General features: G+C 39.0%; 25 protein-coding genes. All 25 read left to right on the forward strand.

Going from position 1 to position 24216, the window contains the following annotated elements:
* Positions 1–10 precede the first annotated feature (10 nt).
* The 25 genes from J500_RS03990 to J500_RS04115 all read left to right on the forward strand — a co-directional run bounded on the left by J500_RS03990 (position 11) and on the right by J500_RS04115 (position 24180).
* A complete protein-coding gene (locus tag J500_RS03990; protein ID WP_034698385.1) occupies positions 11–1444 on the forward strand; it encodes a phage portal protein in 1434 nt (477 codons plus the stop codon).
* On the forward strand, positions 1441–1731 hold the full coding sequence (locus tag J500_RS03995) for a head-tail connector protein (protein WP_034698387.1): 291 nt from the start codon (positions 1441–1443) through the stop codon (positions 1729–1731). Before J500_RS03990 ends, J500_RS03995 begins: the two co-directional genes overlap by 4 nt.
* A gap of 9 nt (positions 1732–1740) precedes the next feature.
* Positions 1741–2088 (forward strand): phage head closure protein, encoded by a 348-nt coding sequence (locus tag J500_RS04000; RefSeq protein ID WP_034698388.1) that lies wholly within the window; start codon positions 1741–1743, stop codon positions 2086–2088.
* Between the two features lie 7 nt (positions 2089–2095).
* Complete coding sequence (locus tag J500_RS04005) at positions 2096–2617, forward strand: HK97-gp10 family putative phage morphogenesis protein (RefSeq protein ID WP_034698389.1); 522 nt, start codon at positions 2096–2098, stop codon at positions 2615–2617.
* Positions 2614–2976, forward strand: coding sequence for a DUF3168 domain-containing protein (locus J500_RS04010; protein ID WP_034698390.1), 363 nt, complete (start codon positions 2614–2616; stop codon positions 2974–2976). The genes J500_RS04005 and J500_RS04010 overlap by 4 nt, the downstream gene beginning before the upstream one ends.
* Before the next feature lie 320 nt (positions 2977–3296).
* On the forward strand, positions 3297–3761 hold the full coding sequence (locus J500_RS04020) for a phage tail tube protein (protein ID WP_034698392.1): 465 nt from the start codon (positions 3297–3299) through the stop codon (positions 3759–3761).
* A gap of 39 nt (positions 3762–3800) precedes the next feature.
* The gene (locus J500_RS04025) at positions 3801–4334 is read left to right on the forward strand and encodes a phage tail assembly chaperone family protein, TAC (protein ID WP_034698393.1); all 534 of its coding nucleotides are present in this window, start codon (positions 3801–3803) and stop codon (positions 4332–4334) included.
* 11 nt (positions 4335–4345) lie between these two features.
* Complete coding sequence (locus J500_RS04030; RefSeq protein WP_171071570.1) at positions 4346–4564, forward strand: hypothetical protein; 219 nt, start codon at positions 4346–4348, stop codon at positions 4562–4564.
* 127 nt (positions 4565–4691) lie between these two features.
* Positions 4692–6017: an STAS-like domain-containing protein gene (locus tag J500_RS04035; protein ID WP_081402789.1), complete on the forward strand. Its 1326-nt coding sequence runs from the start codon at positions 4692–4694 to the stop codon at positions 6015–6017.
* Between the two features lie 200 nt (positions 6018–6217).
* Positions 6218–6634, forward strand: coding sequence for a hypothetical protein (locus J500_RS04040; protein WP_005003638.1), 417 nt, complete (start codon positions 6218–6220; stop codon positions 6632–6634).
* Between the two features lie 59 nt (positions 6635–6693).
* A complete protein-coding gene (locus tag J500_RS04045; protein WP_034698397.1) occupies positions 6694–10353 on the forward strand; it encodes a transglycosylase SLT domain-containing protein in 3660 nt (1219 codons plus the stop codon).
* Between the two features lie 83 nt (positions 10354–10436).
* Positions 10437–11123 carry a hypothetical protein gene (locus J500_RS04050; protein ID WP_171071571.1) on the forward strand — a complete coding sequence of 229 codons (687 nt, stop codon included), beginning with the start codon at positions 10437–10439 and terminating at the stop codon, positions 11121–11123.
* A 76-nt stretch (positions 11124–11199) separates the two neighbouring features.
* Positions 11200–12363, forward strand: coding sequence for a hypothetical protein (locus tag J500_RS04055; RefSeq protein ID WP_034698403.1), 1164 nt, complete (start codon positions 11200–11202; stop codon positions 12361–12363).
* Complete coding sequence (locus tag J500_RS04060; protein WP_034698406.1) at positions 12360–13349, forward strand: phage BR0599 family protein; 990 nt, start codon at positions 12360–12362, stop codon at positions 13347–13349. Before J500_RS04055 ends, J500_RS04060 begins: the two co-directional genes overlap by 4 nt.
* Positions 13350–13356: 7 nt before the next feature.
* Complete coding sequence (locus J500_RS04065) at positions 13357–13605, forward strand: hypothetical protein (RefSeq protein WP_152877409.1); 249 nt, start codon at positions 13357–13359, stop codon at positions 13603–13605.
* An 11-nt stretch (positions 13606–13616) separates the two neighbouring features.
* Entirely contained in the window at positions 13617–13814 is a 198-nt protein-coding gene (locus J500_RS04070) for a hypothetical protein (RefSeq protein WP_228130665.1), read from the forward strand.
* Positions 13780–17325, forward strand: coding sequence for a phage tail protein (locus J500_RS16895; RefSeq protein ID WP_052024126.1), 3546 nt, complete (start codon positions 13780–13782; stop codon positions 17323–17325). Before J500_RS04070 ends, J500_RS16895 begins: the two co-directional genes overlap by 35 nt.
* Positions 17326–17384: 59 nt before the next feature.
* On the forward strand, positions 17385–17741 hold the full coding sequence (locus J500_RS04080) for a hypothetical protein (protein ID WP_034698412.1): 357 nt from the start codon (positions 17385–17387) through the stop codon (positions 17739–17741).
* A complete protein-coding gene (locus tag J500_RS04085; RefSeq protein ID WP_004724917.1) occupies positions 17738–17956 on the forward strand; it encodes a hypothetical protein in 219 nt (72 codons plus the stop codon). The genes J500_RS04080 and J500_RS04085 overlap by 4 nt, the downstream gene beginning before the upstream one ends.
* Positions 17943–18383: a lysozyme gene (locus J500_RS04090; RefSeq protein WP_034698415.1), complete on the forward strand. Its 441-nt coding sequence runs from the start codon at positions 17943–17945 to the stop codon at positions 18381–18383. Before J500_RS04085 ends, J500_RS04090 begins: the two co-directional genes overlap by 14 nt.
* Positions 18380–18847 carry a hypothetical protein gene (locus J500_RS04095; RefSeq protein WP_034698417.1) on the forward strand — a complete coding sequence of 156 codons (468 nt, stop codon included), beginning with the start codon at positions 18380–18382 and terminating at the stop codon, positions 18845–18847. The genes J500_RS04090 and J500_RS04095 overlap by 4 nt, the downstream gene beginning before the upstream one ends.
* A gap of 1006 nt (positions 18848–19853) precedes the next feature.
* On the forward strand, positions 19854–20381 hold the full coding sequence (locus J500_RS04100; protein ID WP_004998177.1) for a DUF4124 domain-containing protein: 528 nt from the start codon (positions 19854–19856) through the stop codon (positions 20379–20381).
* Between the two features lie 98 nt (positions 20382–20479).
* Positions 20480–20839, forward strand: a complete 360-nt coding sequence (locus J500_RS04105) for a hypothetical protein (protein ID WP_171063837.1) — start codon at positions 20480–20482, stop codon at positions 20837–20839.
* 146 nt (positions 20840–20985) lie between these two features.
* Positions 20986–21255, forward strand: a complete 270-nt coding sequence (locus J500_RS04110; protein WP_004998167.1) for a hypothetical protein — start codon at positions 20986–20988, stop codon at positions 21253–21255.
* Between the two features lie 285 nt (positions 21256–21540).
* The gene (locus J500_RS04115) at positions 21541–24180 is read left to right on the forward strand and encodes a bifunctional aconitate hydratase 2/2-methylisocitrate dehydratase (protein ID WP_004998165.1); all 2640 of its coding nucleotides are present in this window, start codon (positions 21541–21543) and stop codon (positions 24178–24180) included.
* Positions 24181–24216 lie beyond the last annotated feature (36 nt).

Raw genomic sequence — 24216 nt, forward strand, 5'->3', positions numbered from 1 at the left:
GGCGGTAAAAATGGGCATTTATGACTGGTTGAGAGGTAAAAAGAGCTATCAAAGTGTCCATAATTCGGGGCAAAGTTGGAATAGCATATTTGTGGCAGAGCCATACTCTGGTGCATGGCAAGAAAACAAGGAAATTACCCGCGAAGATATGACTGCATTTTATGCGGTATTTGCTTGTGTAAGCCTTATCTCTAAAGACATTGGCAAGATGCCTGTTCTGTTAAAAAAGAAGCAGCAAGGTGTCTTAGTTGATGCTTTAACCCCAAAAGAATTACAGCGCGTACTTCAAAAACCGAATAATTACCAAAACTGGCAACAATTTAATGAACAATGGACGCAAAGCCTGTTGCTTCGTGGTAATACCTACGTCTTTAAAATGCGTGATGTATTTGGTGAGCTGTACCGATTGGTTGTTTTAAACCCTGATCTTGTGACTGTTCTTGTTGATGATCAGGGAAATGTGTTTTATCAGCTTACCAATGACCGATTAGCACAGACAGAAAATGTAATTATTCCCGCTTCTGAAATCATCCATGACCGCATTAATGCGCTCTATCATCCGCTTGTGGGATTAACACCAATCATGGCGTGTAGTCTGGCATCTGAGCAGGGTATTTCGATTCTCAGAAACTCTAAAAACTTTTTTGCCAATGGATCTAAACCAGGTGGTGTTATTGAGGTGCCTGGACCATTAGATGCAACAAAAGCCCAAGAGGTGAAAACCAAATGGGATGCAAATTATAGTGGTGCCAATGTGGGTAAAACTGGTCTTTTGTCCGATGGAGCAAAATACGTAAACATTTCAATGTCAGCGATAGACAGTCAATTAATTGAACAACTTGGGATGTCTGCTCGTATTGTTTGTACGGCATTTAATGTGCCACCTTTCAAAATTGGCGTGACTGATGTTCAAGGTGCAACTAAAGTTTCTGATCTGAACGAAATCTACTATTCAGATTGCCTTCAATCCTATATCGAAGCACGTGAAAACCTTTTGGATGAGGGATTGGATTTACCGTCTTATGGTGTTGCGGCTTTCCTTGATCTTGATGTTCTAATTCGTATGGATTCATCTAGTAAAATTGCATACTTCAAGGATGGCATCAGTGCAGGCATCTTTGCCCCCAATGAGGCGCGCCAGAAGTTGGGTTATTTACCTGTTAAAGGTGGTGAATCTCCTTATTTACAACAGCAAAACTACAATTTGGAAGCGCTTGCCAAGCGTGATGCTAAAGATGATCCATTCACCAAGAATGATTCAAGCTCAAACCAGTCCGATAATTCTCTTAAATCGCTCTATAAGGGCGTATTCAAAGACGATGTGCAGTACCAAAAAGGTCAGTTCATTACAAAGAATGGCGCACTCTGGCATGTCGAAAACAATCATTTAGGTGAATTTGACCACAAAAACTTTAAATTGTGCGCGAAGGAGTGGACAGAATGAGCTTAGTCACACTCGAAGAAGTCAAACAGCATCTTCGCTACGATGATGACTCCAACGATACGAACCTAGAAATCTACATAAAGGCCGCTGAATCAGCGGTTTTTCGTTATACGGATGAAGTTCATCATGCAGAACCGCCTGAAGAATTTAAATTGGCTGTTCTGGTCTGCGTTGGTTTCTATGACAAGTACCGCAATGCCGAGTCTGACGCGCCAGTTAATGGAAATTACATGCCTCAACCTGTTCAAGCATTGCTATTTCCTTATCGCACGCCTACGGCAATATAGGAGAGAGATATGGGACAAAGCGCAGGTGAATTAAGACACAGAGTTGTTATCCAAAAGTATCAACAAGGTGGTCGAGATGAAGATGGTTTTGAAATCGAAGGTGGCTTGGTTGAATACGCCAAGGTATGGGCCAAAGTAACACCACTTTCAGCCAAAGACCTGATTTCAGCACAAGCAGATCAATCAGAAGTCACAGCACGAATGAAAATTCGTTATCGCACTGACATTGATACCGAAATGCAAGTGGTCTGGAAAGGGCGAGTATTTTCGATCAAGAGTCAGGCGCTTGATGACAACGAAGACTCATATACATATTGCACGTTCTTGTTGGGGCAGGGTGTAGAAAAACCCAAGTGAGGTATTTATGGCGGGGGGGGAGATTAAGCTTGAAGGGTTAGAAGAAGTTTTAAAAAAACTAAATAGATTATCCAACCAAAGGCTTGTTAAAAATGCTGCTAACCGTGCTGCACGAAAAGCCATGAATATTGTTAAAGATGCAGCAAAACAAAATGCAAAAAGAATTGACGACCCAGTAACTCGTGAAGCGATTTATGAGAATGTCACTGTCAGTCAGGGTAAAACCCGCAACAGTTCATACGTGAGAATGCGTGTTGGTATCATGGGTGGTGCTGGATCAAATAGTAAAAGCAAAAAAATTGTTTTCAAGGAGAGAAAGAAAAAAGGCGAAGCAAAGCAGGTACCTGATGAGAATACAATCGCATTACCTGGTGGTAATACTAAATATTGGCGATTCATTGAATTTGGAACATCTCAAATGCCAGCAACTCCATTCATGCGACCTGCATTAGCAAACAATATTGAGCAAGTAACTAACAGGTTCGCGGAGTCTTTTTCTCTTGAACTCGACAAGGAATTACTCAAATGAGTTTCTTACCCATATTCCGAACACTTAATGCAGACAGTGCAGTAAAGACATTACTCGGCAATGACTTGCGTGTTTATGAAGATATTGCACCACTGAATACTGCTGTGCCCTATGCTGTCTGGCAAGAAGTGGGTGGAAGTGCTGAAAATAGTCTTGATTGCCCCGCTAGGGCTGATCACGTCATGTACCAAGTGATTGTATATGACACCAATCAAAAACGAGCATATGAAGCACGTGAAGCGATACGCAAAGCACTAGAAACACAAAGCTTTATCTTAAATCCGAGAATCAGCCATTACGAAAATGACACGAAGCTTTATGCACGTGGATTTGATGCGAATTGGTTTTTGAGTCGGTAGAAATTAACTCCAAAAAAGCAAAAAGCCCGTGACTCGTAATCATGGGCTTTTTTGTTGTCTACAACCTTGATGCAGAAGGAAGCAAACCATATATGAATTTTAACATCGGGGACTGGATAGTGAAAGCACTAGAACTCGTACAAACGCATAAATCAGTAAGAATTTTTTGCTATTGGATTATCTTCGTTGTTGCTCTGTTTCCAATAGCTCAAATCATCAAGGCATTAGCAGAATTGCTCGCTGTATTTTACTGAAAAGAGAATAAACCAATGCACCCAACAGGGTGCTTTTTTAATGCCAAAAATTGAGGAGTACTACTCATGGCGAACGTACGTGTAAACGGTATGGGAATTTATGTATACGATGGCACAGCCATCACAAAAATTAACTGTATCAAGACTATCGACTTTGGTTCTGACTCAACGACTCGTATTGAAAATACGTGTCTCGACGAGCCGAATACAAAATCCTATGTATCAGGGTTGTCTGATCCGGGTCAAGGCTCAATTGGCTATGATTTCGATGATGAAAATACATCACACGACAAACTAGAAGAATGGGCCAGAGACAAAAAACAAAACCTACAATTCTATATCGGCTCTAGAGATAGCAATGATGCGCCAACACTAACAGGTGGTAGTGTTACTTTACCTGAAACTCGTACTTGGTGGTCGTTTATGGGTGGTTTATCAAGCCCTGCACCAACATTTGAAGCCGATGCACTGGTTGCATACACCATTACATTGGAACGATCAACTGAAGTAATCCGTACACCAAAAACCTAATTCACGCCCCGGAAGGGGCTTTTACTTTTGAGAATTAAAATGGCTAAAGTTGATTTTAAAAAATCGAAAAATGTCACAAAAGTTGGCGCACCAATAGCACGACAGGTTAATTGGTCTGTCATTGTGACAGAACATAATCTTGAAGAAATGCGCCAATTGACGGAATCACCAGATTTGGCAGTTGGTGACAATGCTGATCTTGATGGTGAAGTTTTCATTAAGCGCATGACCTTTAAAGCGGGTCGTGACGCTGCAAAGGCATTCGATTGGGATATTAACTATGATGATCCTGAAAAATCGAAATTAAAATCCATTGACTCTGAGCGGCTTCAAGCAAGTCAATTGCTAGGAAGTATCTGTATTGATGAGAAAGGAACCCCGTTTTTTGATTCACTTCAGGAAGTCTACGACTCTGATCCAGCGTTCATTATTGCCTTACACAAGCTCGCCGATGATGTGAATAACTTTATGGGAAAGTCACGGACGAAGACCTCGAACGAAACGAACTCCTCTGTGAACTTGTCCTCAACGGAATTGGCGGAAGAAGCATCGCAGAAGCCGAGCAAAAAATAAGTCTGTCTGAAATGGCGATATGGAAAGCGTATCGCCTGAAGCATGGCAGCCTAAACATTGGTCGTCGGATCGAGCAAGCGATTGGTAATGCACTTGCATTTTATGCCAATTCAAATCGCGGTAAAAATGGTAAAGAGATTTCACCCTACGCTTTTATGCCCCACGAACAAAAGCCAAAAGTCATTGAAATGGATGCTGAGGATTATTTGAATAGCATGGTGGGGCGTTAGTCTGCCACCATGTCATAAACCTGATTGTTGAATTAATAAATAGATTGATGAATTTTATAAAAAAATAGAAATTTTTTGATTTAATTGATAGATTGATATCGTGCTCATCGTTTAAGTTATATTTATTATGCGCAACCAAGCAATGAAGAGGGCTTTAATGCCCATTAAGAAAGAAATTAAAAAATTTGGTGGTGTTACTATTAATCTGCCAAAACGCTTTGGTTTTAAAAATCATGGCATTATGGATTTTGATGGGATATTGAAGTACTTTGATTGGAGTTTAGAAAATATTCAGGTAAGGATTGATTTTACAGAGTGTACATCAGCTGACTATCAAGCAATATCTTTGATTGTTATTTACTCTTGGTACTTGAAAAGTAGAGGTTGCACTGTAGATCATGTTATTGATAAATCTGCATATCGTGACGCTAGTGTAATGTGGAAAAGATTAGGGGCTCTGGGTAGCTTTAATGTTCTTTTTCATACCTACCAGCAATTTAAAGGGGATAATTACAAACCACTATTTGCATTAAGAAAAGAATCTAATGGTAAAGATTTCAAGGATATTCTTTCTGCCATTGAGCGTTACACGGGTGAATTTGATATTTCTTATACGGATACTTTGAGCTATGTACTAAGTGAATTAATGTATAATGCTTTAGAGCATGGTCCGTCATTTTCTCCACTAACAAACATCAACTTGCCAGCTCTTGTGCAGATGAGCTGGTATCGGAATAAAGGAGAAATGAATTTTATCATTGCAGACTTAGGAATAGGTATCAAAGCTCATATAGAGCAAACATATCCGGGACAAGACTCCAATGAATCTGCGATAAGATTAGCAATTCAGCCAGAAAAATCAGGCACGTTCGCTAACTCTGACCCTTATAACGCGAAAAATAATGCTGGAATGGGCTTGTATTTAACATCAAATATTATCAGGCGCCTTAAAGGCGATATGTATGTTTTATCAAATGATGGATTGGTACATATTTCACCTCGAGATGTAACATCAACAACACTTTCGCACCAGTGGAAAGGTACAATTGCATTTCTATCTATAAAAATAAGTAAAGAAGATAGTAATAATTTAACCGCAATACTTCAAGAATTGAGGCAGAATGCTGAACAAGAACGAAGTTTTTTAAGAAATGAGGAAGTTGATCAACAATTTGTTTTATACATGACAAATTATTTTGGTGATCATGCTGAGTTGAAATCTGAAGCAATAAATATAAGAGATAAATATTTACTTCCTGCTATCGAAAGTGGTAAAAAAGTAATTATAGATTGTAAAAATATCAAAAGGGCTCCGCATAGCTTTTTGAATGCTCTTTTAGCGACGCCTATAACGCGCTTAGGAATGTCTGCGTATAAAAGAATAAAAGTTATCAATGCTGAGCCAGATATAAGAGAAACAATCGATTTTATTTTTGAAGATAACACCAACTAATAAGATGGAGTAGAAGACCTATGAAAAAAGAAAAAGGCTATTAAGTTAAGCTAAAGTTCTCGACTGCGATGCTTGATACGATAGTTTTCTTGCTAGAAACGCAAACCAAGCCACCTTCGGGTGGTTTTTTAGTGAGTGTAATATGGCAACAGGCCCCTTTTTAAGCTAACCTCATTAAGTCTACTTAATGGGGTTTTGGTGTGAAAAAAGTATTATTAATTTTTTTAATTTTCCTATGCAAGCCTGCTTTAGCTGATGAATGGCATGTTGAATGCAAAATAGACCACATTACCGATAAAAAACTATGCATTCTACAAAAAGATAGTTTTTGGTTGTTTCGCAATGAAAATATGTATTTTATCAAAATAGGTGATAATAATTATCCTGGAACGCAAGCTATTCTTAAAACAGAATATTTAAATCATATATACACATCTAACCAAGATGGTATATTTGATGTGCCAGACTTTATTATCTATTCAATGAAGCGTAGTAAAAATATTAAGACCAGATTTCAACGATGGCCGAGTTTAGCTTATTTAGATAATACAATTAACCTAAATGGTTTTAATAAAAAACTAAATGAGATGGATTTAATGTATAAAAAGTTGAAATGATATAATCACTTGTAAAACCCCGCTAGTCGGGGTTTTTTATTGCCTAGAGGAAAGTAGATATGGCAACAGCATCATTAGGCCGCCTAACACTTGATCTTGTTGCCAGAACAGCAAGTTTTAGCGAACCACTAAGCAAAGCAGAGCGTCAGGCTAGAAATTCTGGAAAAGGCATAGCCGAATCAATGGATGTTGCATCCATAGCGGTAAAAGGATTGAGCCTTGCCGTTGGCGGCCTATCTGTTGCGGGTATGGTTGCTTATAGTGAAAAGGTGATTAATGCGGGCAATGATATTCAAAGATTCTCTAAGCTTGCCAATGCATCTGTTAGTCAATTTCAGTATTACGCCAAGGGGGCTGAAACAGCAGGGATTTCGCTTGAATCCTTTGCAGACAAGATGAAAGATATGCAGGACAGAATTGGCGATTTCCAACAAACAAATGGTGGGCCATTAGCCGACTTCTTCACCAACATTGCACCACGAATAGGTGTAACCATACAACAATTCCAAAAATTATCAGGGCCAGAGGCGCTACAGCTTTTCTATAATTCATTAGAAAAAGCAGGCGCATCAACTAATGACATGAAATTTTATATGGAACAGATTATTAGTGATTCTTCGCTACTGATTCCATTGTTAGAAAAGAATGGTCAGGGCTTTAAGTTCTGGGGTGATGCCGCAAAAAATGCGGGCGCAATCATGTCTGACGACATGGTTAAAAGCCTTGCTGAAGCAAAAGTTAATTTACAACTTTTAGATTTGCAGTGGCAGGGCTTGCAGGCGACATTAATTAACGATGCTATTCCGGTTATAGAGGCCATAGCTGAAAACTGGGATAAAGTTGAAGCGGGTGCTACTGCTTTAGCAACGGTGGTTGGTGTTCGTTTGGCTGCCGCATTCGGTATTGCGGGCGCTCAGGCTGCTGCAAGTCTTATTCAATATACTCGTTACCAAGTTGCTCTGGCACGAATGGCAGGAGAAACCATCACTCTAACTACAGTTACTCGCGGCTTAGGTGGGGCAATGTTGAGCCTTGTTGGTGGTCCATTGGGTTTGATTGCTTTAGGCGTGCAAGTGGCTATTGCAGGTGGCACATACTATGCAATGACTCGCAAAACAGAAGATGCTACTGATGCGTTTGATATGCAGGGTAAATCTATCAGTGAGCTAGTGGATCATTACAATAGCTTAAGTCAAGCTAAGCAACGAGCATTCGCTTATGATGCGGCAAAAGACCTAGAGGCAGACACCGAGGCTTATGAGGCGGCAAAAAATCAGGTTGCGTCTTATGCAAGTGGCTTGGCAGAAACGGTATTAAAACAAGGAGAATCGGCAGATAAAATCCGCGCATGGCGACGAGAGTTTATTCAAGGCGCGATTACCGCAGAAGATTTAGCAAATCGTATCGGCTCATTATCTGATGTGACTGATGTTTATAATGCAAATATGGTCAAATACTCTAGTGCCGCCACTTCTGCCAAAGCTAAACTGGATGCTCAAAAAAGTGTAGTATCTTCATTAAAAGTGGCAACAGATGAAGCAAATAACTCACAGAGAGAGCAAACAAAACTTGTAAATGAATCAGCAGGTGCTTGGGAAAAGCTAACTCAAAAACAACGAGAATATATCACTCAACTAAGGAAGGATGCTTCACGTGACTTGTATATAAAAAGCTTGGTTGGGCGTGGCATGGGAGTTGATAAAGCTAATGCTTTAGCTGATGCTCAATCTAGCGCCAATGGTGAAAACGCATTTAAAGTTGGGTTGCCGCAGTCAGTTGTTGATGCAACAATGAAAAACTTTAATCTCAAAAATTATAGTTTTAATAAATCAGAATTGGCTGCGATTGCTAAAGTTCAAGGCATCGCTAAGGCAAATAATTTTGCCCAAATTGAAGGTTTATATGGGTTGCCAGTTGGTACTTTAGCGGCTCTAGTTCTTCAGGAATCAGGTGGAAATCCTAATGCTGTTAGCCCTACAGGTGCCAAAGGCTTATTTCAGACAACATCTATTTTTAGACGTGAATATGGATTAAATGCAAATAGTTCAATTGAAGCTCAAGCTACGGCAGCAGCTAAAGACTTAGCAAAAAAGAGAGCCAAATTTGGTACACAAGATTATGCGTTGATGGCATATAACGCAGGTTCTGATGGCTTAAATTCCTATTTGAACGGAGGATTATCCTCAGATAAGCGGAAAGAGGTTGCGGGGTATGTACCAGGATTTCAAAAATGGTTTGCTGGTGTAAACGGGAAAACCGCAGTTGATAATTCAATTCTCATGCCGACTCAAGCAGATATTCTTGCTCAACAAACTTTAGCAGCTCAAGCTCAGAAAGATTTGAGTGACAAACGCAAGGAGATTGATGCTCAGTACTATACTGAATCAGAAAAACTTGCTAAAGAACATCAAGATCGGATTGAGAAAATCACTCAAGCTTACACTGGCACAAGGGAGCTAAAAACTCGTTTGGCTCAAGAGAGCGCGTTATATCAAGAGCAATCCACACAGATTAGAGTTCAGCGTGAGGAAGACTACGCGAATCTGACTGCATTTGAAACAGATCGTGTTAAACAGCTTGAAGACTATTATGCGCGTCAAATTGAGCTAGCTAAAACCAGTACAAAAATCAACGAGCAGGAACGGGCTAAGGAAATATCTGGATTGCAACGTAAACGTGATTTTGAAATTGCGGCTGTTCGACGGGAGCAAGATGAGCAAGTTCAATCTGCATTTGAAGCATATCTGAATGAAACTGAGATTGTTGTTAAGCGTTATCAGCGTGAACGTGAAGAAATTCTCGCAAATGGTGAGCTGCTTGATGAAAACCGCAAAAAGTTGCTTCAAGCCAAGGATATGGATATTTTCAAAACTATGAATCAAGCATCGGATAATGTGATGCAATTTGGACAGTACTCCGTTCAATCAATGCTTCAAAGAAATTATCCAAACGAATATGTTAAATGGAATTTGCAAAATCAATATTCAACTGATCTTGGTGGTCTTAATGATGCTTATAGCAATCAAGTTTCAAGTATAAATTTGATTGATGATGAGGATCAAAAAAACGCCCAATTGCTTGCAGCTCACGAGCAGTATCTTAAAGCCAAATCCGAATTAACTACAGACTACAATCAAAAGGAGATTGAGTTAAACACCCAACTTTACTCTAGCAATTTATCAGCTATGAGTTCTGTTTTTGGATCAATGGGGGATTTGATTAAAGGTTATGCAGAGGAAAGCTCAGATGCTTATATTGCAATGGTTGCAATTCAAAAAAGTGCAAATTTGGCAAGTGTGATTATGAATGGCTATACTGCAATTTCGGCAGCATGGGCTTCAGCACCATTCCCCTACAACCTACCCGCAGTAGGAATGGCTACAGCACAAACAGGTGTCCTACAAGCCGCCTTGCAGGCATTTACGCCTAGTATTACTGGCATGGCCCACAACGGTATAGACAATATTCCAAAAGAGGGAACATGGTTGTTAGATGGTGGTGAGCGTGTTCTAAACCCACAGCAAAACCAAGATTTGACGCGGTATTTGAATGAGAGGCAGGAGAGTAACTCTAGTCCAGTAACTAATGTTCAGCCAATAACCAACGTTATTAATGTTCTAGACCCTTCGCTGGTTGGAGATTATCTAGCAACCCCAGCGGGTGAAAAGTTGGTCTTGAATGTAATAAAGCGAAATAAAACGGTATTAGGTAATCGATAGTCAGCACCTTCGGGTGGTTGATTTAAGCTTGCTTTAAGTTTATTGAATTGATTATATTGTGGTTTCTTATAATAAGAGACTTAATGATGAAAAATATTGTTTTAACCTTGGCGTTCGGGGTGATTTCTTCGACAGTTTTTGCGAACGATTGGCGACAGTTACCAACTTATACCAATCCACCCGAAATGGGTGAGTCTGTTAAAGCTGATACTCAGTCATCATCAAATCGATCGTGGTCTGAAGGTAACCAGAATGGAACTGGACAATATTCAGTTAGTTTAGGTTATATGGGTTCAAAAATCGGATCTAACGATTTAGGAGGAGATGAAAAATTCAATGGATTTTTTATTAATGGTGACTACGAGTTCTATCCCAAACTAAGTGCATGGCTGGAATATGCTTATCAAGATGCATCTGATATAGACTTTAACCAAGTTTCAATTGGGTTAAAGTATAATCTTTATGGGGATGAGAAAATCTATAGCTCGGCATCTACAGGTGTTGGCTACGCATGGTTAAAAGAGTCTGCTTATGATTCAGAGTATGACTTAAATGGCAGTCTTGACTTGAGATATGTAACACTCCCAATTGCATTTGAAGTTGGGTACAAACTCAATCCGAATTTTTCAGTATTTGGTAATGTGGGTTACGAGTGGCTATTTAACAATGACTCCGAAGCATGTATTGAAAGCTACTGTGCATCTGGTAGTGATTCTGAGCTTGATGTTGATGGTGTGACTTATAAAGTCGGATTAAAGTACAACTTTTAAAAGCAGAATATATTCTTAATAGATAAATTAATTCTTGGAACCGACCTTTTCAGGTCGGTTTTTTTGTGAGCAAACTATGAAAATCACTACAAGTTTTGGTGAGCTGATCTTGCTCACGAATTGTCCTTTGCTTGAAACCAAAGAGCGTTTGGAATTTAAGACCGATGTCCACCTATCTTACGATGGAAGTTCAGAAGAACGCATCCCTTTGAGAGATCATGCGCGCCAGTCTTTTACGATGCCTTATGTAGTGGTTTACGATCAGATAGCTCCTCTCTACAACAGTCTATATGCTGGCTTGAGGAGTGAGTTTGCTATTCCACAAATACTTGAAAAAGAGACGATACCCAACATTCTGAATAAAAACTTCATCGAGTTTAATACGTCAAATAAACTGGGATATATGCCTGAAAAAAGCCTTGCACTTATTTCATCAAATGAAGGGAACAAGGTTATTGAAATAACTGAAATAGGGCGTTATGAGGTTGTAGATGGTGAGACTGTTTTTATAGACGGTTATCGGCTAAATCAAAACATTACCGCAACCAATGCATCTATCACTCCAATCCGCAGATGCATTATCGATGGTGATGTGGGTAGTCAGATCAATGGGATGATGATGAAGCCCACAGTGAGTTTTAGGGTGATTGATAATCCTGAGTATTCAAACTCGCCAGATCCAGAGCAGTTTAAGGGTGATGATTTGTACTTTATGCCATTACTCTTGGATGGCGATTTTCTGGATATCACATTTACTCAACTACAGAGCGTGGTCGATGGCGATACAGGGATTTTTGGACAATATACGCCTTGGTTGAATCCTCAAATTACGAAAAACCTTCGCGTAATTATCAAATCCAGACAAGAGTTTAATGATTATAAACAATGGTTTTTTCGTAGGCGTGGCAAGTTAAATCAATTTTGGCTCCCCACCTATGAGCAGAACCTTAATCTTGTGTCACTGGCAGGCTCAACATTAACGGTTAGAGATGATAATTATGTGGTTTCACGCAAACATATTGCAATCAAAGCGAATGATGTTTGGTCTGCACATGAAATTACCTATGTTGGAACTAGTGGAACCAATAGGATTTTAAGTCTTAACCCCGCACCACCATCAAACATCCAGCGAATAAGCTACTTAGGTTTATACCGACTGAATTCGGATTCGGTGGAATTCAGCTTTCTTGGGGCTGATATCGTAGAGGCGGTTGTACCCATTTTGGAGTTATCCCCATGATACTATTTAAATCAAAAAAGGATTTATTCCAATTTAGCTTTGGTTCTAAAACATGGTACTTCACCAGTGCTGAAAAAGAAGTTATTCATGATGAAATCACGTATAAGCCAGTAAAAGGCTTGCAGCGTGGTGATATTGAAGATGCAGATATTGATAAATGTGAAACTGAAGTATCCATGTTTCAGTACCAGATTTTGAATGATGCGGGTGATAACTTTCAGCAGATTTTTAATAATAAAATCTATCTAGAAACAGTTTATCTGACGATTTTGGAGCTGTACAAAGGTGAAACGCTGGTTTTATTTAAGGGTCGCGTTACACAACCCAAATATGATGAAGATGCCAACACATTAACACTTGTTTGCTCGACTGCCGAATCATTGCAAAACCGTAATATTTTAACTCGCAAGTTTCAAAAACCTTGTGCGAACAAGATTTACGACATGTTTTGCAGTCTGGATTTTCAGAAATGGGCATCATATGCGAAAGTCACAGCAATATCTGGACTGTCTGTATCATTCAGTTTTGAACCTAATATTGTCACAACTGAAGAAACGAATGACGATGGAGATTTGGTAACGACCGTTGTAACGACGAGTACTGGTTATGGTGAAATCATAGATAATGTGCCGTATATCAGCAAAAAGATCATCACTGAAATCACGGTTGTTGATCATGAAACCGAAGAAAGCACCACAACGACAGAAGAGGAAGTGCTGTGGACGATTGCGCAGAACAATATGTTTGCACGGGGTTTATTGTTTAAAGATGGAGTTTATACATTCATCATAGATAACAGCAATTCAAATCAAGTCTGGTTATATCGACCGCATATTGATTTGGCTGTAGGCGATATTGTTTTGATTGCACCCGGTTGTGATCAGTCGCTTTCACTTTGTCATGCGCGTTTTGAGAATAGTTTGAATCATCATGGTTTTCCAAATATCCCATCCACAAATCCCGTAAACGACACAATTATTAAATGAGGTGGTTATGGTTGCAATACCTGTTTGGCTTATATATGCAACAATCGCTATAGCATTGGCATCTGCGATATATTCTGTCTACCAAATGCGTAAGATGCAAAAGAAAAATGGCGCAGCAGCTTCACAGTTGGATGGTTCACTCGCAGATGAAGGGCAATCATTTAGTGATATTGCAGGCAGCCCACACATGTACGTAAATTATGTCGATAAATTTGGCGAACGTGTCGAAGACATTAAGACCAAAGGTGGCAAGTAATGCGAATCTATATGTCAGACATACGAAAAGCCAATATGTGTGCTCGCGGATCGCGGGCATTTTTTTTGGCGCAAGGTTGGGATTGGCAAGATTTTCTCAAGAATGGAATCGATCTTGAAATTGTAAAAGCATCGAATGATGCAATGGCACAACAAGTTGTAGAGGTATTTGAAAATGGGCGGAAGCAGCAAGCAAGTCACGGGTCATAAATATTTTGCAACTTTTGTGGGTATGATCGGGAATTGTATTGAAGGAATATGGGGTTGGAATTTTGACAATCGCGGCTGGATCAGACATCCCAAGGGCGAATTGATTAAGGCTGGAAAATTCAACATCGATCGTCAGGATTTGTACGGAGAAACCGAAGGTGGTATTTCTGGTTTCATTGATATTAAAGATGGCGACCCAAATCAAACATCAAATGACATCTACGCTGCATATTTGGCTCAAAATGATTTACCGCCCGTGGCTTATCGCTATTTGTCTTATCTGGTTTATGAAGATTTCTATTGGGGTAATAACCCGTATATGAAAGAGATTTTGATTTGGCCAAAACGTATTCATAAGAAATTTGATGGTAGTGGCCAGTGGTATGATGAAAAAGCGGAAATAGGTCGGATTTTTGGAGAGGGTGGAGCGGGATATAAGTATCTAACTTTTCCAGTTTCAATGTCTGGCCAAGTCTCGTGGAACGATCCAAACGGAAGTCATGTTGCACCTTGGAGTTCTGGAACTTTTCCATTTTTTGATGTTGACCAAAGCTATGAAGCAGCAGTATCAGGTAATGGCCCAGCACTTAAAGTTAAACCAAGTTTTCAAGCCGCGCAAAAAATACTCACAGAGCATGGCATTGAAATCAGCGATGGAACAATTATTCCGCCATGCAATTGGGAGTATTACCCTCCTGAATCTGACGGGTTTTGGAACGGTGCTGTTACAAGATATTTTGGTTACGAGGGATTTTTTAGGTGGGAAGGTGGAAACTTCAGATATATTGCGATTTTATCTCAGAACAACGCAGCAATTTCTTTATACAGAAGTATAAATGGCACGTGGGTCAGCTCGCTAACTATTTCAAGCATATTAAGTAATGATTATTCTTATATTGAAAGCGAGCAATTTCTTGAGGCAGGTCTTTATAAAATTATAGTTGATATTGGGTATAGATATCTTCTTGAAAACACGCCAAGGCCTTTTGTGCATTTGCTTGTTAAATATAAAGTTAATAGTGGATATGATTTACCATCAGCAGATATTAATCCTATTCATAAAATAAGAGAAATATTAACTGACTATACAGCTCTAAATAAGCCCGAGTCTGATATTGATGAGGATAATTTTAAGATTGCAGCAGACCGAATTTATGAAGAGGGGTTAGGTATTTCATATGCAATTCAAGAAGTAAAATGCATTGATGTATTAAATGATATTTGTTCACATATTGAAGGCGCTGTTCGTATTAATCGACAAACTGGAAAATATCAAGTCGTATTATTTCGTGATGATTGGTTTGATTTGGATCAGGCACATAGTTTTGACGAAAAATCAATTAAGACATTTGAGGCTGAAATAACCAATACTGACGGACCGGTGAATGTCTTAAATATTAACTATTACGATCGTGCGAATATTAAAAATTCATCTTTTAATTTGGCTGATATTGGCTCAATTCATACGATCGGCGGTGAAATATCTCAAACTGTTGATTTTCCATATTTCATGAATAGACGTAATGCTGAAATGGTGGGGAATTGGAAGCTAAAACAACTCTCAACTGGAGCGTGGAGAGGCACATTTACAACAGGTAAATATGAGGCTCGCAAGATCAATCGCTATGATATGATCAAAATCTCATTTGCAAAACGCGGGATTGTTGACTTACCAGCTCGTGTGATGAATATCAAGCTCGGAAACGGGCGTGATAATACTGTTTCAATTGATTTTGTTGAAGTTGTGCCATATTCGGGTCAAAGTTTTACGACCATTACTGTTGATCCGCCTGTTGAAAACTCTTTATCACCGCAGCCGACGCAGCCTATAGTTTTTGAAATGCCTTATTTTGAGGCTATTCAACAATTCGGACAATCGCAAGTAGATTTGGAATTATCGAATAACCCTGAAATGGGTTATTTAGCAGTAGCAGCACCGAAGCCGCAAAATAATTCTCTCAATGCGCTGCTTTATACAGATGGTGCAACAGGTATTTATACTGATTTTGAACGCGTTTCTTCGTTAAGTTACTGTCAAGCACTGTATCTTGATCAGCCAATTGATTATTTGGATACATCATTTGCAGTCAAAGACATAGATTTTGTTGAGCAAAGGAATACGCCAAAGTTTGTTGACACCGCTGTAGACACAATCATTCAGATGAATGATGAATTGATGGCTTTTGTTTCTTATGACACCGAAACAAAGATTATTACTGTGAAACGTGGTGTGCTTGATACTGTGCCACATAAGCACACAGGCGGTAGTCTAGTGTTTTGGGGTGAAGCCATTGCTTATGATTCAACTCAATACGCTCAAAGTGAAGTCGTTCAAGCTCAAGTTTTAACAACTACACCGAGTTCAGTAGAGCAACTCAATCTTGCAAATGTCATTTCACTTGAAATGAATGCACGTGCAATTCGTCCTTATGCACCGGCAAATGTCAAAATCAATGGAGAATATTGGCCACAAGACGAAATAAACGCAGATTTAACTGTTGAATGGGTTGATCGAAATAGAGTTCAGCAAACTGGAGGCGGGATACTCGGTTTCACAGATGCAGGTGTTACGATTGAATCTGATGTCAAATATAATATTGAATTATATGATACGGATACAGACACGCTAGTTGAAAGTATTGAGAATGTGAATAGCCCAGCGATTGTTTTAAAATCGAAGATGGCTGTAAATAATCGGCTTGAGCTGTATGCTAAAAGAAATGGATATGATTCATTTCAAAGATTTATTTTTAATTTTAAAAAATCAGCGTTGGAGCCATGGACTCCTAATTTCATAGATGGCTTAGCAATATGGCTTGATGCAAATGATGCTATATTTGATTTTAATAATAATCTTGAACAGATTACAGATAAGTCTTCTAATGAATACATATTTGATTCTTATGGTGCTGCTGGGTTCGGTATTGAGCATAATAGTCAAATAAATTCTAAATGTTTTAATAGCAGTAATGGTAGGGGGTGTAAAAACAGTACTGCTGCTAGTGCTTTTAATAATAAAAAATATCATTGGTTATTTTTTATTATAAAGACAACCTCGACAAATGGGACTAATGGCGATTCTTTTATTATGAAATCGGGTAATAACGGTCTTGGATTTGCTAGATTTTATGACTATTCTTTGTTTAAACCTTGTTTTTATTTCAAAACAGGAAGTGGTGTTTGGGTGACAGACGCGGCAACTGTTGATTTGGGTAATAAATGGTCTATGTGCATGCTGAAGTATGATTTTGAATCTGGTAAGTCTAAAATTTATATAGATGGGATTCTTAATATTGAAAGGAGCAAATCTCCTGATTTTTGCTCCACAGACCAATTTTTAAGTATTGGAGGATCAAGCAATACATTTTCTTATCTCATGCCTTTGATAGTTATGGGTTCTGAAAATATAAATGATATCGATAGATTGTTTGGTTGGGCTGCACACAAGTACAGCTTGACAGCAAATTTACCAGCGGATCATCCATATAAGAATGAACCTCCTTTAGTTTAAAATTTACAAATCACACAGCACCTTCGGGTGCTTTTTTATTGCCAAAAATAGGGGGTTACATGTCTGAAAACGAATCCTATGGGATTAGATTTGAAAAGAAAATTGATTCAATTCAAAGTGATATTCGCATGTTGTCAGATCACGTTACACGACTGACGTTCATTAATGAAGCGCACAAAGAAACTAGCGAACAAAACAAAAAGGATATCGATACATTGGATATCAAGGTTGCCAATTTAGAAAATCGGACAGCCTCTCAAGATGGTGGGCTTTCTGTGCTGCGTGTATTACTCGGGATTTTTGCTGGTGTCGTGTTTTCTCTATGCGCTTGGGTGGGATCTTCAATTATTCAGATGAGCCAAGATCAATCCTTGATAAAAGAGAAGGTTTCTCGGCTAGAGGAAGCAGGACGATGAATAATGACAACACAAGAGCCTATCTAGCTTTCTCATTGGTTGCGTTGATGTTTGTTCTGATCATTGCTTTGTTTTTTGTGGATATGCCACGGGAAAATAGCAATTTGATTAACACAGCACTGGGTTTTATTGCAGGTGCGATGACAACAGCGTGCGGATTTTATTTTGGTAGTTCTGAACAAGAAAAGAAAGGTGATAGCAATGAAAACAAGTAATCCAGGAGTGGACTTAATCAAAGGTTTCGAAGGTAAACGTTTGAAAGCCTATGACGATGGTGTAGGCATTTGGACCATTGGATTTGGCACAATTAAATATCCCAATGGTGTACGAGTCAAAAAAGGCGATACATGCACTGAGCCTCAAGCAGAAGAATATCTTCGCAATGACCTAGTTGTATTTGAAAATGCTATCAATCGATTGGTGAAAGTACCTCTTAATCAAAACCAATTTGATGCTTTGGCTTCATTCACCTATAACCTTGGCGAAGGCAATCTTAGCAAATCGACTTTGCTTAAAAAGCTTAATGCCAAAGATTACAAAGGTGCAGCTGCTGAATTTCCAAAGTGGAATAAGGCTGGTGGTCGTGTTCTAGCTGGGCTGGTAAAACGTCGCAAAGCTGAAATGGAGTTATTTTTAAAATGACATTATTCCTAATCATCTCAAAATGGCGAGAAATCTTAATCGGACTTCTCGCTTTTTTATTGATTGTTTGCCTTGCCTTGTTGAACCTGAAAGCAGGGCAGATCGATAAATTCAAGCAGACTGAAATTATTCTGCAAGCTGAAAATGCAAAGGCCAAAGCAGACTCAGCAATCAAAGAAAAACTATGGTCAGAACAACAGTTAAAAGCGGAGCAAAACTATAATGCCAAAATTAAACAAATTGAGTCTGATGCTGATATTGCTCAGTCCAGCGCTGACAGCTTGTCAAAGCAACTTGCCAGTGCAAAGCAGCGTTTGTCCGCAGCTTCCAGAGAAACCATCATTGAATACACAAATACCAGCAGTGACATACTCGAAAGTTGCATCACAGAATATCGAAATGTGGCACAAAAAGCTGATGAACACGCAGCTGATGCGGAAAGATTGAGCGAGGCGTGGCCATAACTATTTAAGTTGAGTTTATCAGAACTGATCAATATTTTTTCGTATCATGTACAGTTTTTTGGTTTAGGAATAATTTTGGAATAAAAAACTACTAAAAATGCAAAAAAAAGCCACACTCAGGAATGGCTAATTTAGAGTGTGGCTGGAATCACTAAACCGCAGGAAATAGGAAATGGGGTTTAGTATTTCCTGCAACTCAAATTTACACATTCTTAAAGATTAATTTATATTATAAAAATGTAAAAAAAATTGGTTGCACCAAAACGATCACAAATAAGCCTTTAACAACCTAAGTTTTGGTGCAAGTGATAAGTTAGCTCAAAAGTAAGCAAAATTCCACCTTTCATTCACGATATTGTATTCATCATCATAATGTTCATTTGAGACATCTTCGAGTGTGAGATATCGATTATTCTTTTTGATGTAGTAGGGCATAGTCATTCTCTCAAATAATCTTTTTTATCAAGCTCAATCAATTCAAAAAAATCATCAGAAAATTTATGTCGTAATAATTTAAGCATCAATTTATTTCTCAATTTTAGCAAGCTTATAGTTAGTAATAAAAATGTAGACTGATTTGTAGACTGTTGAACTATAAATGTAGACTACTATATATTGTTAGTGCGAAGTGTTATTGAAATGCAATGCATTAATATACAGATACTTATAGTGATTTACAGTTAAACACACTTATTGCAAAGTAACATTCTCAGAACTGGCGTTTTTAAGAACTGAATAAGCCGCTTTCGAGCGGCTTTTTCTAGGCAAATAAAATAATAGTTGTATTTAACATGCCTTAATAACATCTATGTTTTGAATTAAAAAAAGTATCATCAAATAAAAATTTTTCCATTCGACTTGAGCTTGGATATCTATTCAAGAATTTAAGCGCAAGTATTTATTTTTGAGCTACATTATTGTGCATTTTTCTGAATAATATTAAGATAAAGTATTGAATTTAAAAGATTAATTTTAATAAAATTGTGACAAATTAGGGAAAGTAGAGATGAATTCTGTCATTTATGGACGATTTTGGGCAGTCATTAGTTTAATGCTATTAGGTTGTACGTTACACACAAACGCTCAGCAATATTATAAATGGGTAGATGCGAATGGCGTAACCACGTATTCAGCAACGCCGCCGCCTACACAACGCTCAAATGAACCACAACTTACATCGCAAAAAAACACTGCGTCTGATCACGATAAGGCTAAACCAGACAATTTTAAATCCAATGCAGCTATCGCTGATGAATATTACAGCCCCTACAAACAAAATAACAAGCAAACTGCGAAACCTGTTACCGTTGAAAAAGAAAATGCAGTTACAGTAAATAAAGCACGAAGCAGTCAAAGTGCCGCTCAGAATACAGTTTCAACAAAGAAACAAAGTTATGTAATCAAAGACTGTAATGGTGTGCGCTGTAGTGATCATAAAGGACATAATTATAATAAAGTCACAGGCAATACTTATTTGTCATCTCGTGGCGGTGTCTGTCAAATGAACGGAACTCGAATGGAATGTAACAAATAAAAAACTAAAAATTTCACCAAAGATTTTAACCGAATAGCTTTTGGAAAATATGACAATATTCAGTATGATGATGCCATCAGATTAAGTTCAGTCTAATGATGAAAAAAGTTCTGTTTCTTGTTTTAGGTGTTGTACTTGCAGGCTGTAGTGAAAAGAAACCCTTAACGCCTGAAGAACAATGGCATGGCTATTGTACGAGTATGGGCAATGCGGCGCGTTCAATTATGCTTGATCGTCAAAATGCAATCGAAAAAAACCAAGCTGTTGAACACGCAAAGAAAATTGAAGATGAAATTACTCGTACATTTATCTTAAAAATTATTGATGAAGTTTATGCATTACCAATTGCACAACTTCAAAATAATCCAGATGAAGCACGAGAAAATATTCGTAAGCAAACTACAGAGCAGTGTATCGCAACACCGCATGACAAAATGCCCCATTATAAACCGTTCTAAGTGAGCGGTTTTTTTTAATTGATGGATTCATAATCAATATTGAGCAGTTACAAAGTTATTGAGTATTTTTAAAAGCTTGATATAGATAATTGTATAAAAATAAAGAATAATAAATTGACGAATAATTATACGATAGGAGAGCAAAGATGGAAGTTGTTGCTTATCTGCATAATGCTGATTTGTTGCTCGAAGACACCAAAGGTGTTGCGGTCATCGGCGGTAGTAGTTACGTCTTAAGTGTAGGCGATAAAGTTTATATCAAGGAAGTCATTGATGAAAAGGCTAGACTTTATGAGGTTACGATCTCATTTGCGAGCGCTGATCATGCAATGTTACACGAAGACGAAGTCCAGATTAAATTTGAGGGAAATCGGGACGCATTAAATCAATATTTACAAACCACCACAGTCCACTAAGGTTTTATAGTTTTTCTCAACAAAATCAGGCAACATGGGTTGCCTTTTTTATTGATCTAAATCATGGCAAAGCCAAGTGACTCAGTTATCGCCTGTCTTTCCCTCGTTTTTCTATAGCGAACTGTCAAGTACTATTTCGCTATAAAATAATGAGAATCACGAAGAAACACGGCGCTTGCATTAACTTTTGACTTGATTTTTAGTAAAATTTTGCTGTCCATATTATTTGCAAAGCTTTGCTAGGCAGGAATTGCAAATAATTTTTTAAAAAAGAGGAATAACACTGTGCTAGAAGCTTACCGCCAACACGTTGCAGAACGTGCCGCACTCGGAGTCCCACCGAAGCCACTTGATGATGCGCAAACTGCTGATTTGGTTGAATTGCTAAAAAATCCACCAGCAGGTGAAGAAGCTTTTCTTGTGGACTTGCTTGAAAACCGCGTTCCAGCGGGTGTTGACCAAGCTGCTTATGTAAAAGCGGCATTTTTGTCAGCAGTTGCAAAAGGTGAAGCGACATCTCCATTAGTTTCTAAAGAACGTGCAGTTTACTTACTTGGCACAATGCTTGGTGGTTATAACGTCGCTCCTTTAGTTGATTTGCTTGATAGCGCTGAACTTGGTGGTTTAGCGGCTGAAGCATTGAAAAAGACTCTTCTTGTATTTGATGCGTTCCATGACGTTGCTGATAAAGCAAAATCGGGCAATGCCAATGCAAAAGCTGTTTTACAATCTTGGGCAGATGCTGAATGGTTCACTAGCCGCAAAGATGTTCCTGAAGAAATCAAGCTAACTGTTTTCAAAGTTACTGGTGAAACCAACACTGATGACTTGTCTCCAGCCCAAGACGCATGGAGCCGTCCAGATATCCCATTACACGCAAATGCAATGTTGAAAAACGAGCGTGATGGGATTAACCCAGAAAAACCAGGTGAAGTTGGGCCACTTAACCAAATTAAAGACCTTATCGCAAAAGGCAACCAAGTTGCTTATGTGGGTGACGTTGTTGGTACAGGTTCTTCTCGTAAGTCTGCAACGAATTCTGTGCTTTGGTTCTTTGGTGATGAAATTGCACACATCCCGAACAAAAAAGACGGTGGTTACTGCTTAGGTTCAAAAATCGCACCGATTTTCTTCAACACTATGGAAGATGCAGGCGCACTTCCTGTTGAAATCGATGTTTCTGACATGAACATGGGCGATGAAATTACACTGAAAATTGACCATGCTGCTGCGAAAGTTACAGCGTTCAAAAACGGCCAGCAAATCGCTGAATCTGAACTTAAAACACCTGTTCTTCTTGATGAAGTACGTGCGGGTGGTCGTATCAACCTCATCATCGGTCGCGGTTTGACGACTAAAGCACGTGAAGCTCTTGGTCTTCCTGCTTCTGAATTATTCCGTACACCAGTACAACCTGCTGACACGGGTAAAGGTTTTACTCTAGCTCAAAAAATGGTAGGTCGCGCTTGTGGTCTTGCAGAAGGTCAAGGGATTCGTCCGGGTACTTACTGTGAACCTAAAATGACAACTGTTGGTTCTCAAGATACGACTGGTCCAATGACACGTGATGAGTTGAAAGACTTAGCGTGCTTAGGCTTCTCAGCTGATCTAGTGATGCAGTCTTTCTGTCACACGGCTGCATATCCAAAGCCAGTTGACGTACAAATGCAACATTCACTACCAGACTTCATCATGAACCGTGGTGGTGTGTCGCTTCGTCCGGGTGATGGTATTATTCACTCTTGGTTAAACCGTATGTTAATGCCTGATACCGTTGGTACTGGTGGTGACTCGCATACACGTTTCCCAATTGGTATTTCATTCCCAGCAGGTTCTGGTCTTGTTGCGTTTGCAGCAGCGACTGGTGTAATGCCACTGGATATGCCTGAATCTGTCCTTGTGAAGTTCAAAGGTAAAATGCAACCGGGTATCACTTTACGTGACCTTGTACATGCGATTCCTTACTATGCAATCAAGGAAGGCGATCTTACTGTTGAGAAAAAAGGTAAGAAAAACATTTTCTCTGGTCGTATCCTTGAGATCGATTTGACTGAAATGGAAACTGACCTGACTGTTGAGCAAGCATTTGAATTGTCTGATGCATCTGCTGAACGTTCTGCTGCGGGCTGTGCGATTACACTTTCTGAGGAGAAAGTTGCTGAATACTTGCGTTCTAACATTACCATGTTGAAATGGATGATTTCACAAGGTTATGGCGATGCTCGTACGATGGCGCGTCGTATCGAAAACATGGAAAAATGGTTGGCTAATCCATCACTTCTTAAAGCTGATGCTGATGCTGAATACACCAAAGTCTATGAAATCGATCTTGCTGACATTAAAGAACCTGTTCTTTGCTGTCCGAACGATCCAGACGATGCAAAACTTCTTTCTGAAGTTCAAGGTGACAAGATTGATGAAGTATTCATCGGTTCTTGTATGACTAACATTGGTCACTTCCGTGCAGCGGGTCAGCTTTTAGATAAAGTACCGGGTGGTTCACTTTCAACTCGTCTTTGGTTAGCTCCTCCAACACGTATGGATGAACACCAATTGATGGAAGAAGGTCTATATAACATCTATGGTAAAGCTGGCGCACGTACAGAAATGCCAGGTTGTTCACTTTGCATGGGTAACCAGGCACGTGTAGCACCAAATACCACTTGTGTATCGACTTCTACTCGTAACTTCCCGAACCGTCTAGGTCAGGGTGCAAATGTTTATCTTGCTTCTGCTGAGCTTGCTTCTGTTGCTGCTGTACTTGGTAAACTTCCAAGCCCAGAAGAATATCAACAGTATGCTGCTCAAATCGACAGCATGTCGGCTGACATCTATAAATATTTGAACTTCGACAAGATGGGCGAATATACAGATGCTGCAAACACTGTAGATACCAAGAAAATTGCTGCGGCTCAGTTAACTTAATAATTTGATTATTAAGTTTAAATGAGTAAAGATAAG

Origin of the sequence: Acinetobacter sp. 479375 (genome assembly GCF_000581715.1) — a bacterium.
Lineage (GTDB): Bacteria > Pseudomonadota > Gammaproteobacteria > Pseudomonadales > Moraxellaceae > Acinetobacter > Acinetobacter ursingii.